This is a genomic window from Modestobacter sp. URMC 112 (assembly GCF_053502575.1).
This window is the reverse complement of sequence record NZ_CP199957.1, coordinates 1,615,093-1,627,428: the sequence shown is the minus strand read 5'-3', so window position 1 is coordinate 1,627,428 and position 12,336 is coordinate 1,615,093. Positions and strand designations below refer to the sequence as shown.

General features: G+C 76.9%; 6 protein-coding genes. 3 read left to right on the top strand and 3 right to left on the bottom strand.

The annotated features are described in order from the left end of the window. Nucleotides 1–37: 37 nt before the first annotated feature. A complete protein-coding gene (locus ACWIX6_RS07690; protein WP_448616250.1) occupies nt 38–871 on the top strand; it encodes an alpha/beta fold hydrolase in 834 nt (277 codons plus the stop codon). Between the two features lie 49 nt (nt 872–920). Continuing rightward, a complete protein-coding gene (locus ACWIX6_RS07685; RefSeq protein ID WP_448616249.1) occupies nt 921–3,224 on the top strand; it encodes an ATP-binding protein in 2,304 nt (767 codons plus the stop codon). Here the strand turns inward: ACWIX6_RS07685 and ACWIX6_RS07680 are convergent. The 3 genes from ACWIX6_RS07680 to ACWIX6_RS07670 form a co-directional block, all read right to left on the bottom strand. Continuing rightward, nucleotides 3,199–3,864 carry a hemerythrin domain-containing protein gene (locus ACWIX6_RS07680; protein ID WP_448616248.1) on the bottom strand — a complete coding sequence of 222 codons (666 nt, stop codon included), beginning with the start codon at nt 3,862–3,864 and terminating at the stop codon, nt 3,199–3,201. The two genes, ACWIX6_RS07685 and ACWIX6_RS07680, sit on opposite strands and share 26 nt — an antisense overlap. Nucleotides 3,865–3,960: 96 nt before the next feature. Beyond that, nucleotides 3,961–5,055 carry an extracellular catalytic domain type 2 short-chain-length polyhydroxyalkanoate depolymerase gene (locus ACWIX6_RS07675; protein ID WP_448616247.1) on the bottom strand — a complete coding sequence of 365 codons (1,095 nt, stop codon included), beginning with the start codon at nt 5,053–5,055 and terminating at the stop codon, nt 3,961–3,963. Nucleotides 5,056–5,140: 85 nt separating this feature from the next. Continuing rightward, nucleotides 5,141–6,286: a serine hydrolase domain-containing protein gene (locus ACWIX6_RS07670; protein ID WP_448616246.1), complete on the bottom strand. Its 1,146-nt coding sequence runs from the start codon at nt 6,284–6,286 to the stop codon at nt 5,141–5,143. Nucleotides 6,287–6,422: 136 nt separating this feature from the next. On the opposite strand from ACWIX6_RS07670, the gene ACWIX6_RS07665 reads away from it, so the two are divergent. Next, on the top strand, nt 6,423–12,302 hold the full coding sequence (locus ACWIX6_RS07665) for a DUF4011 domain-containing protein (RefSeq protein WP_448616245.1): 5,880 nt from the start codon (nt 6,423–6,425) through the stop codon (nt 12,300–12,302). Nucleotides 12,303–12,336: the final 34 nt, after the last annotated feature.

The window sequence follows — 12,336 nt, the reverse complement described above, 5'->3', positions numbered from 1 at the left end:
CCCGGACACACCCCTCCGTCGAGCACCGGGAGCCCCGTTGAGCACACCCACCGCGTCCGCGCCGCGCACCGTCCAGGTCGGCGGCACCACGGTCGCCGTCCAGGAGTACGGCACCGGCGAGCCCCTCCTGGTGATCAACGGCACCAGCCAGTCGCTCGGTTTCTGGACCGACATCGCCGAGGCCTGGGCCGGCTCGTACCGGGTGATCACCTACGACCTGCGCGGCATGGGCGGGTCCGAGCGCGGCACCGGCGCGATCAGCGTGGCCTCGCTGGCCGCCGACGCCGCCGGGCTGCTCGAGGCGCTGGAGGTCGACCGGGCGCACGTGCTGGGCTACTCGCTGGGCAGCGCCGTGGCGCAGGAGCTGGCCCTGGCCCAGCCGGCGAAGGTCGCCTCGCTCGTCCTGTACTGCACGTGGGCCCGGACCGACGGCTTCCAGCGCGCCATGCTCACCGGCCTGGCGCACCCGTGGCGCACCGGTGACCTGGAGGCGGCGCTCGGCGCGCTCGGCGTCGCGTTCTCCCCGCAGCTGCTCGACAGCCCGGAGTTCGGCGAGCTGATCCAGCAGCTGCTCCCGCTGTTCCCCTCCACCGAGGAGCAGATCCGCACCACGGCCGAGCAGTGGGACGCCGACCTGGCCCACGACACCCTCGACCGGCTCGGGGAGATCACCGCCCCGACCCTGGTGATCGCCGGCGAGCAGGACCTGCTGACCCCGCCCTGGCACGGCAAGCAGGTGGCCGACGCCATCCCGGGCGCGCGCCACGAGCTGTTCACCGGCCCGGGCTCCAGCCACGCCCTCGGGGTCGAGCGGGCCGAGGAGTTCGTGCCGATGGTGCTGGGCTTCCTCGGCGAGCACGCGCTGCGCTGACCGGGTCCGCGAGCGGTCCGGCGGCCGGGCCCGCTGCTACGTTCCGCCGGTGAGCGGCGGCACGGGCGGGCCCGGCGAGTTCGCCGCGCGCCTGCGGTCGCTCCGCGAGCGGGCGGTGCTCACCCAGGAGGAGCTCGCCGACCGCGCCGGGCTCACCGCCAAGGCGGTCGGCGCGCTGGAGCGGGGCGAGCGGCGGCGACCGCAGCCGCACACGCTGCGTGCGCTCGGCGACGCCCTCGGCCTGGGTGACGCCGACCGCGCGTCGCTGGCGGCGGCCGCCCGCCCGGCGGGCGGCGACCTCCCGCCGCCGGCGGCCGGTCCTCCGCCGGTCCGCTCGCTCCCCACCCCGCTGTTGGGCCGGGACCGGGAGCGGGCGGAGGTGGCGGAGCTGGTGACCTCCGGCGCGACCCGGCTGCTGACGCTGACCGGCCCGGGCGGGGTCGGCAAGACCAGCCTGGCGCTGGACGTGGCGGCGGCGGTGGCCGGCGGCTTCCCCGACGGCGTGACCGTCGTCGAGCTCGCGCCGGTGCGGGAGGCGCGGCTGGTGCTGCCCACGGTCGCCCGCGCGCTCGGTGCCCGGCAGCCCGACCTGGAGGCGCTGGCCGCGTTCCTCGGGCGCCGCCGGCGGCTGGTGGTGCTGGACAACCTGGAGCACCTGCTCGACGCGGCGCCCGAGGTGGCCGAACTGCTGGCCCGGTGCCCGGGCCTGGTGGTGCTGGCCACCAGCCGGGCCGCGCTGCGGGTGCGCGCCGAGCGGGAGCTGCCGCTGGACCCGCTGCCGGTGCCCACCGGCCCGGAGCCGGGGGCGGTCGCCGCCTCCCCCGCCGCACAGGTGTTCCTGGACCGCGCCCGCGCGACCGGCCGGGCGGTGCCGCTCACCGACGGCACCGCCGCGGAGGTGGCGGCCATCTGCCGCCGGCTGGACGGGCTGCCGCTGGCCCTGGAGCTGGCCGCCGCGCACGCGCGGTTCCTCTCCCCCGCCGAGCTGCTCGCCCGGCTCGACGAGGCGATGGGCCGCCCCCGCTCCCGCGACCTGCCCGAGCGGCAGCGCAGCCTGCGGGCGACCCTGGACTGGAGCCACGACCTGCTGACCCTGGCCGAGCAGGTGCTGCTGCGCCGGCTGGCCGTGTTCGCCGGCGGGTTCACCCTCGAGGCCGCCGAGCGGGTGGGCGGCGACGACGTCCTGCCCGCCCTCGCCGGTCTGGTGGAGCAGTCGCTGGTGGTCCCGGCGGGCGACCGCTACCGGATGCTCGAGCCGGTGCGGCAGTACGCCGCCGCCCGGCTCGAGGAGGCCGGCGAGGCGGCCGCGGTCGCCGACCGGGCCGCGGACTTCTTCGCCGACCTGGCGGTGGCGGCGCGGAGCGGCCTGCGCGGGCCGGACCAGGCCGCATGGCTGGAGCGGCTGGAACGCGAGCACGCCAACCTGAGCGCCTCGCTCGGCCGGCTCGTCGCCTGCGGGCGACCGGGGACGGCGGCCCAGCTCGGGGCGGACACCTGGATGTACTGGACGGTCCGCGGCCACACCGCCGAGGGCCTGAGCTGGATGGAGCTGGTCGAGCAGGCCGACGGCCCCGGTCTGACGCGCGCCGAGCAGGCCGCGCTGGACCTGACGCTGGCGGGGCTGCGCTACGCGACGGGCGACGTCGCCGGGGCGCTGTCGGTGGCCGACGCCGCCGCCGACGGCGCCCGCTCGATCGGCGCGGGCGACCTGCTCGCCGAGGCGCAGGTGCTGTCCGGGACGGCGGCGGTGTTCCTCGGCGACCTGGCCGAGGCCGCCGGGCGGGTGGACGAGGCCGTGCGGACCAGCCACGCCATCGCCAACCCGATGGCCCAGGCGCACGCGGTCACCGCGCTGGCCCAGCTGCAGCTCGGGCGGGGCGACCTGGCCGCGAGCGGGGCCACGCTCGCCGAGGCGGAGCGGATCGCCCGGCAGGCCGGCGGGCCCTTCGCGCTGGCCGTCGTCCTCAACACCCAGGCCAGCCTCGCCCAGCTGACCGGGGACGGCGAGGCGGCGCTGCGCCGGCTGGTCGAGGCGGCCGCGCTCGCCGCCGAGGTGGGCACCAGCTGGACGATGGTCTACACGCTGCCGGGGCTCGCCGTCCTCGCGGCGCAGCGCGGCCAGTGGGAGCTGGCCGCCGAGCTGTTCGCGGCGGGCTCGGCGACGGCGGAGGCGGCGTCCGTGGCGGTGGCCTTCCCGCCGGACCTGGACAACGCGCGGCGGTGGCTGCCCGCCGTCCGCGCCGAGCTGGACGAGGAGACCTTCGGGCGGGCCTGGGACCGCGGCCGGGGGCTGCGCCTGCCGGACGTCCCCCGGCTCGCCGCCCGGATCACCCGGCGGCCCGCACCCTCGTGACGTAGCGCCGGTACTGCCACGCGAACACCGTCCGGACGAGCAGCCGGACCGGCGGGGGCACCACGCGGAGCATCATGGTCCGCTCCGCCGGCGTGGCCTCCTCCAGCACCGACCCGAACAGGATCGGCAGCTGGGACTTCCCGATCCTGCTCATGCCGTGCTCCCCGAGCTGCGCCCACTCCTCGGGCGCGATGTGCGTGGCGGCCAGCGGCAGGATCTCCCGCTCCTCCTCGTCCAGGTGCTCGAGCAGGGCGTCGGCGAGCTCGTCGAAGGTCGAGGCGACCTCCTCGGTGACGGCCGGGCGTGCCTCGGCCTCCCACCGGTCCAGCGCCGGACCGAGCCGCGCGATGGAGTGCTCGACCCGCTCGTGCTGGCCCTCCATGCGGTGGACCAGGGCGGCGTCGAAGGTGCAGCGGTCCAGCAGCTTCGGCCACAGCAGCTCGTCCTCCCCGGTGTGGTGCAGGTGCAGGCCCAGGAGGACCAGCCGGGCGTGCCCGGCGACGACGGCGGCGCGGGCGGTGTCGCCGGCCGGGACGGCGCGCACCAGCAGCGGGAGGAGCCGGAACTCGCGGCGGAAGGCGCGGTGCACCACCACCATGTCGGAGACGTCGGTGAGCGGGCGGTTCGTGGTGTCGGTCATGGCAGCGAGCCTGTCGGCCGCCGGCGGCCGGTCACACCCACAGAGCACCCACAGAGCACCCACACCGCGTCCGCCGGCCGGCGCCGAGGGCGGCGGTCAGCCGCCCAGGGCGGTGACCATGTTCATCACGGTCCGCATCTGCGGGCCGTTCTTCGTGGCGTAGTCGACGTCGGCGGGGCCGAGGTAGCCCCACCAGTCCCAGCACCCCTTGGGGTTGACGATGAGGCCGTTCTGCGGCGTGGCCTGCGGGTACAGGACGACGAAGTCGTTCGTGTCCGCGTAGGCGTTGAGCCCGGACCGCTCCACGAACGTCGTCCCGATCTGGTCCGCGGTCTGCTGGCAGCCGTGCAGCGCGACCACGATCCGGCACTTCGCCCCGGCCGCACAGGACGTGGGCGTGTACAGGTAGCCGGTGCGGCCCATGCCGATCGCGTGCGCGCCGGACTGGGTCAGGTCACCGTTGCCCAGGGTCGCGGGTACGGCGTACCGGTCCTGCGAGAACGAGGTGACCTGCCCCCGCGGCCTGCCGGGGTTGGGGGCCTTGACCGAGCCGAACATGGTCCGCAGCAGGTCGGCCTGCGCGTCGTAGCCCGGGCAGTTGTTGATGTACGGCGCCGCGGTCTCGCCGCAGGCCACTGGCCCGACCGGGCTGATCCAGCCATGCCCGGCCGCGGTGGTGCTGCGGTAGGTCAGCGGAACGCCGTAGTGCCGGTACCAGGCGGCCAGGTTGTCGGCCACCGACCGCACGACCGTGGGGTCCTGCGTGCCGTGGAAGAAGTAGGTCCGGGACCGCGCGAGGCCGGACAGCGGGTCGATCCTGCCGTCGCGGGCGTACTGGTCGGTCTGTGCGTAGATCGCCGCCATGTCGGTGGGCACGGTGTCGACCGTGCAGCCGTACAGCGCGATGCCCACGTTGCCCCGCGCGCACCAGTACGGGCCGGCGCTGAACACCCCCGCGCCCTTGATCCGGCTGGAGTGGGCGACCTGCAGCTGGGTCGCCATGTACCCGCCGGAGGAGATGCCGGTGACGTAGGTGCCGGTGGCGGCCAGCCGCGGCAGCGCGCCACCCGCCGCCGGGGCCGCCTGCGCGGCCTGCCCCGCGGTCAGGCCCGCCATCGCGACACCGAGCGCGGCGGCCAGCACGGCGAGCCGCCGGCCCAGACCGCGGGGTCGGGAACGGGGCTGGGGCACGGGTCCTCCTGGCGGGCGCACGACGTCGGGCGCACCTTCCTACCCCGACCTCCGTCCTCCCGCCCGTCGGGCACCGGACCGACCATCAGCCCCCGGCGACCGCGTCGTGCACCGCGGCCCAGAAGGCGTCGGGTCCGTCGTGCGGGCCGGTCATCATCCGCTGGCTGAGCAGGACGGCGACCAGGTGGAGCTCCGGGTCGACGTACCCGGTCGTGCCGGTGCCGCCGACCCAGCCGAACCGTCCCGGCGTCGTCCACGGGTCGGTGGGCTCCAGGGTGACCTCGACGTTGCCGCCCCACGACCGGCCGGGCCCGAGGAACGTCTGCGCCGACGCGCGCTGGACGTCGGTGAGCCGGTCGGTGGTCAGCTGCCGGGTCGACGCCGAGTCCAGCACGGGCGCCCCGCCGTCGGCCAGCGCGGCCAGCAGCGCGAGCACGTCCGGAGCGGTGGAGACCAGCCCGCCGCCGAGCGAGTCGAACGCCCGCGGCCGGGAGAAGACGCCGTCCGGCGGGTCGGCCACCTCGAGCCCGCCGTCCCCGGGCGCGTAGAACGGCGCGAGCCGGTCGGTGTGCGGCGTCCAGAAAGTGGTGTCGGTGAGCCCGAGCGGCCCGGTCACCCGCTCGGCCATCAGGTCGCCCAGGCTCGTGCCGGTGACCCGGCCGAGCAGCACCCCGAGGACGTCGCTGCCGGTGTGGTACTGCCAGCCCTGCCCCGGCTGGGCGTACAGCGGGAGCCGGCCGAGCCGGGCGAGCCACTCCTCCGGCGGGAGCATCGGCCCCAGCGGTCCGGGGCTGACCTCCTGCACCCACATCTCGTGCGCCAGCGGCGAGGCGGCCATCCGCATGCCGAAGCCGGCGGTCATGAACAGCAGGTCGCCGACGGTGACCGGCCGCTCCGCGGGGACGGTGCCGGTCAGCGGGCCGTCCGGGTCGGCCAGCACCCGGAGGTCGGCCAGCTCGGGCAGCCACCGGGTGGCGTCGTCGTCCAGGCGCAGGACGCCGTCGTGCACCAGCCCGAGGGTGAGGACGCCGCCGAACGGCTTGGTCAGCGACGCGATCCGGAAGAGGGTGTCCGGCCGCATCGGCGCGTCCCCGTCGACGGCCAGCCGGCCGACCGGGTGCACCTCGGTGTGTCCGGCGTGCCGGACGGCCGCGACGCAACCGGGGAACCGGCCGTCGGCGACCTGTTGCTCCAGCAGCTGCCACACGGCGGCGAACCTGGTCTGCGTCATGCGTTCCTCCGAGGTCGGACGGGCTCCGGCACTCCAGACCCCGGGCGGGCCCGGAACTCATCGTCGGCCGCCCCACCCGCCACAGCAGTCGGCCGACGTCCACCGGGCCGTCGCCGGCTGCCGGTAGACAGGGTGCATGGGTGACACCGCGGACCTCCAGCTCGAGCCGGTCGACGCGGCGGTGCCGGCCTCCCGGGTCACCGTCGAGGTCACCTCCGTGCCGGTGCTCAGCTACGCGCTGGCGCACAACGGCGTCCCGGTGGTGTCGCAGCTGACCCTGACCGGCAGCGGTGCCCCGCTGCGCAACGCCAGCGTGCACGTCGGCGTCCGGGACGCCCAGGGACCGATCGGCGCCCCGGTCGAGCTGCTGGCCGACGTCGACCCCGGCCGCACCACGGTGCTCACCGACGTCGGGCTCCGGCTGGACCCGGCGGCGATGCTGCAGGTGGAGGAACGCCGTCCCGGCTGGCTCACCGTGTCCGTCGAGTCCGGCGGGCAGGTGCTCGGGTCGGCGCGCGTGCCGGTCGTCGTCCTGGCCGCCGCGCAGTGGCTGGCCACCCCGCTGTCGCTGGCGCTGGAGATGCTGGCCGCGCACGTGCTGCCCAACCACCCGGCGGTCACCACCCTGGTCGGCGAGGCCGCCGAGCTGCTCCGCGAGCGCACCGGCAGCCCGTCGGTGCAGGGCTACCAGGCCGGGCCGGAGCGGGTCGACGCGATCGTCGCCGCGCTGTGCGAGGCGGTGCAGCGCCGCGACGTCCGGTACAGCGAGCCGCCGGCCAGCTGGGCCGACACCGGGCAGAAGGTGCGCACCCCCGAAGAGGTGCTCGACGGCCGGGCCGGCACCTGCCTGGACCTGGTCGTCGTCCTCGCCGCGGCGCTGGAGCAGGCCGGCGTCCGGCCGCTGCTCTGGCTGGTGGAGGGCCACGCGTTCCTCGGCTACTGGCGGGAAGAGCTGGCGGCGCAGAGCAGCGCGACCACCGACGTCGCCAGCCTGGTCAACCTGCTCGACCTGGGCCTCGTCCGGCTGGTCGAGACCACGCTGCTGACCACCCGCGCGGAGCCGGCCGGCTTCGACGAGCTGCACCGCCCGGCGTACGCGGCCTGGCTGACCGGCGACCTGGACCGGGTCATCGGCGTCACCGACGTCCACCGCGCCCGCCGCGACGGCGTGCTGCCGCTCCCGGCCCGCACCCGCGACGCCGACGGCACCGTGCACGTCGTCGAGTACCGGCCCGCGGCGCCCGGCGCGCCGGTCCAGGTCCCCGACGGCGCCACTCCCGATCCCGGTCGGGCCCGGGACGCCGCACCGCCGCGGATCGCGCAGTGGAAGAACGCGCTGCTCGACCTCAGCCTGCGCAACCGGCTGATCAACCACACCGCCCGCTCCGGGCTGGCGCTCACCGTCCCGGACGCGCAGCTGGCCGCGCTGGAGGACATGGTCAACGCCGGGACGGCGATCACCCTGCTCCCCAGCGACCAGCTCGCCGCCGTGCAGCGCGAGCGCGGCCTGCGCTCGGCGCGGGAGCTGCCGCAGGACCAGCTGGCCGGGCTCCTGCTGGAGCGCCGCGGCCTCTACGTCGACGTGCCCGAGGCCGGCTACCTCGCCCGGATGCGGGCGCTGGCCTACAAGGCCAAGACCGTCGTCGAGGAGACCGGCGCCAACAACCTGTACCTCGCGCTGGGCAGCCTGGCCTGGGAGCTGGACGGCCGACCGCTGCGCTCACCGCTGGTGCTGGTGCCCGTCGTCCTCAAGCCCACGTCGCGGACCGGCGCCTACCGGCTGTCCCTCGACGAGTCCGGGACCAGCACACCCAACTACTGCCTGCTGGAGAAGCTGCGCCAGGTGCACGGGCTCACCGTGCCCGGCCTGGCCGACGCGAGCTCGGACGGCGCCGGCATCGACCTGGACGCCGCCCTGCAGGCGATGCGGGTCGCGCTGGCCACCCACGGGCTGCCCCACCGGGTCGAGCCGACCGCCGACCTGGGCATCCTGGCGTTCGCCAAGTTCCGGCTGTGGAAGGACCTGGACGAGCACTGGGCGGCGCTGACGGAGAACCCGCTGGTCGCGCACCTGGTGCACGCCCCCACCGAGCCGTTCGCCGACCCGGCGCCCCCGGCCGGCGCGGTCGACCTGGACGAGCTGGCCGGGCAGGTCCCGGTCGCCGCCGACGCCTCGCAGCTGCAGGCCGTCGCCGCGGCCGCCGCCGGGCAGACGTTCGTGCTCGAGGGCCCGCCCGGCACCGGCAAGTCGCAGACCATCACCAACCTGCTGGCCCGGGCGGTCGCCGACGGCAAGCGGGTGCTGTTCGTGGCCGAGAAGCGGGCCGCCCTCGACGTGGTCTCCCGCCGGCTGGACGCGGTCGGGATGGGGCCGTTCGCCCTCGACCTGCACGACAAGGGCAGCCGGCCGGTCGTCGTCCGCGCGCAGGTGCGCGCCGCGCTGGAGCACGCCGTCGGGGTCGACGAGCAGGGGTTCACCGCCGACGGCGAGGACCTGCGGTCGGCCCGCCGCGCGCTGGCCCGCTACGCCTCCCGGCTGCACGAGCCCAACGCCGCGGGCCTCTCGCTCTACAGCGCGCACACCGGCGTGCTCACCGCCGGCGACGCGGTGCCCGCGCTGCCGGTGGACGCCGCGGACGTCGGCGGGCTGACCGCGGAGTCCACCGCGGCGGTCCGCCGCGCCCTCGCCGGGCTGCCGGACGTCGCCGACCTGGCCCGGCCCCGGCCCGGGCACCCGTGGGCGTTCGTGGACACCGCGGACGTCGACGTCGACGCCGTGCAGCAGGCCTCCCTCGGGCTGAACGACGCCATCGGCCCGGACCCGGTCGACCCCCGGCTGGTGCCGGCCCTGCGTACCGCCCGCACCCCGGACGACCTGGCCGTGCTCGCCGACCTGCTCACCGGACCGCCGGTCGGGCTGGAGGTCCTCGACGAGGTGCGGACGCCGCGCTGGGCGGCGGCGGCCGGCGCGCTCTCGGCGGAGGTGGCCGCCTTCGCCGCGGCGCCGCACCCCGGGCTGGACGTCGCCACCCCCGCCGCGCTGGACCTCCCGCTGCCCGACGTGCACGCCGCCGCCACCGACGCCGCGCAGTCGGGCTGGTTCGGCCGGAAGAAGCGGCTGACCGCCGTCCGCGACCAGTTGGCCGGCGTGCTGCGCCCCGGCGCGGAGGTGGAGCCCAGGCAGGTGCCGGCGCTGACCGGCGCGTTGCTGCAGGTGCAGTCCGCCGCCCGCGAGCTGGGCCGCCGCGCCGGGGAGGTCCCCGGCCTGCAGGTGCCGCCGGCGTGGAACCCGCTGACCGACCCGGGTCTGGTCGACCGGCAGGCCGGCTGGCTGCGCCGGGCCGGCGCCGCGGTCGACGGCCGGGACGGCTTCCCCGGCGCGCTGCGGGACCTGCTCGCCGCCGGACCGGTCGCCGATCCCGCCGGGGCCCAGCGGGTCACCGGCATCGCCGACGCGCTGGACCGGCTGGTCACCGCCTGCCGTACGACGCCCGCGGCGCTGGCCGGCTGGGCCGGCGACACCGGGGTCACCGTGCAGTGGGCGGCGACCCGGGTGGAGCGGGCCACCTCCACCCCCGGGCTGCCCTCGCTGCGCCGGTGGCTGGAGCTGCTCGCCGGGCTGGAGCCGCTGCGCGCCGCCGGGCTCACCGACGCCCGGGCCGCGCTGCTGTCCGGCGAGGTCCCGGCCGACGACGCGGTGCGCTCCTTCGACCGGGGCCTGGCGCTGGCGTCGGTGACCGAGCGGGAGGCGGCCACCGGCCTGGCCGCGTTCGACGCGCCGGTGCACGACCGCGCCGTGGCGCGGTTCACCGCCGCCTCGCGGGCGGTCCGCGCCCATCTGACCGCGGCCCTGCCCGCCTCGGTCGTGGCGTCGCGGACCTTCGACGCCGCCGCCCGCGGCGGCCGGATCGGCGCGCTGCAGCGGGAGCTGGGCCGCCAGCGCGGCGGGCTGGGCGTCCGCGCGCTGCTCGCCGAGTACGGCGACCTGATCACCGCCGTCATGCCGTGCGTGCTGGTCAGCCCGGACTCGGTGGCCCGGTTCTTCCCCGCCCGGGCGGGGCTGTTCGACCTGGTGGTGTTCGACGAGGCCTCGCAGATCCGGGTGGCCGACGCCGTCGGCGCCCTCGGCCGGGCGGACGCCGCCGTGGTGGTCGGGGACAGCCGGCAGATGCCGCCGACGTCGTTCGCCGAGCCGTCGTCCGGCTCCGACGACGACGTGCTGGACGACGACCTGGCGACGGCGGTGGAGGACGAGGAGTCGATCCTCTCCGAGTGCGTGCAGGCCCGGGTGCCGCGCCAGTGGCTGTCCTGGCACTACCGCAGCCAGGACGAGTCGCTGATCGCCTTCAGCAACGGCCAGTACTACGAGAACCGGCTGTCCTCCTTCCCGGCACCGGTGCACGGGAAGCCGACCCCGGGCCCGGACGGCCGGGGCGTCTCGCTGGTCCGGGTGGACGGGGTGTTCCACCGGTCCGGCGCCGGCGCGCTGCTGCGCACCAACCCGGTCGAGGCCGAGGCGATCGTGGCCGAGATCCGGCGCCGCTCCACCGCCTCCCCGGACGCGACGCCCTCGATCGGCGTGGTCACGTTCAACGCCCAGCAGCGGTCGCTCATCGAGTCGCTGCTGCGCGACGCAGGGGACGAGCGGCTGGTCGAGGCGCTGGACCGCACCGACGGCGAGGGCCTGTTCGTGAAGAACCTGGAGAACGTGCAGGGCGACGAGCGGGACGTCGTGCTGTTCTCCACCGCGTTCAGCGCCAACGAGCGCGGGCAGCTGCCGCTGAACTTCGGGCCGCTGAACAAGGCCGGCGGCGAGCGGCGGCTCAACGTGGCGATCACCCGCGCCCGGCGGCAGGTGGTGGTCTTCTCCTCGTTCGACCCGGCCGCCCTGCGGGCCGAGGAGACGTCGTCGGTCGGGATCAAGCACCTGCGCGCCTACCTGGACATGGCGGCCCTGGGCACCGACGCGCTGCCGCGGGACACCCGGCCGGTGTCCGTGCCCGACCGGCACCGGGACGACGTCGCCCGGGCGCTGCGCGAACGGGGGCTGGTCGTCCGCACCGACGTGGGGCTGTCGGAGTTCAAGGTGGACCTGTCGGTGGCGCGGGCCGAGGCCCCCGACGAGCCGGTGCTCGCGGTGCTGCTGGACGGGCCGGCCTGGGCGCGGCGGCGGACGGTCGGCGACCGGGACGGCCTGCCGGTGGAGGTGCTCGCCGGGATGCTGCGCTGGCCGGCGGTGCAGCGGGTGTGGCTGCCGGAGTGGCTGGCCGACCCGGACGCCGTCCTCGACCGCCTGGTCGCCGCCACCGCCGTCCCCGCTATTCCCCCGCCGCGCGCCCCCACCCCCGACGAGCCCACCACGAGCGTTTTCGGGCTCGAGCACGCGGGGGACGCCGAGAAGTCGGCACCGGACGACGAGGCGCCGGCCGAGCGGACCGCCCCGGCGCCGCCCACGGAGCCCGTGCGCGGGCTGGACGGCGAGGAGCCGTTCGTCCCGTGGACGCCGGAACCGGCCGGCGGCAGGGAGCTGCTGGACCGGATCGCCAACCCGCGCGGCGCGGAGCGGGTCCGGACCGTGATGCTGGCCGGGGTGGCGGCCGAGGGGCCGGTGCACGTCGACCGGCTGGCCCGGCTGACCGCGGGGGCGTTCGGGCTGACCCGGGTGGTCCGGTCCCGGCTGGACGCGCTCGCCGCGCTGGTGCCGCCGGAGCTGCGGGTGGGCGACGTGGTCTGGCCGGCGGAGCTGGACTGCGGCACCTGGACCGGATTCCGCCGCGACCCGGACGCCGAGCGCCCGATGGAGCAGGTCGCGCCGGAGGAGATCGGCAACGCCATGGTGGCGCTGTGCCGGGCGAGCGCCGGGATGACCCGGGACGAGCTGTTCGCCGCGACGCTGGAGGTGTTCGGCTTCCGGCGGCGCACGGCCGCGCAGGTCGCCGTCCTGGAGTCGGTGCTGGCCGCCACCACCGTCACCGGCCGGCTCCGCGAGACGGCGTCCGGCGTGGTCAGCGGCTGACGCACCTCCCGTCGTCCCCGCGGGGACGACGGGA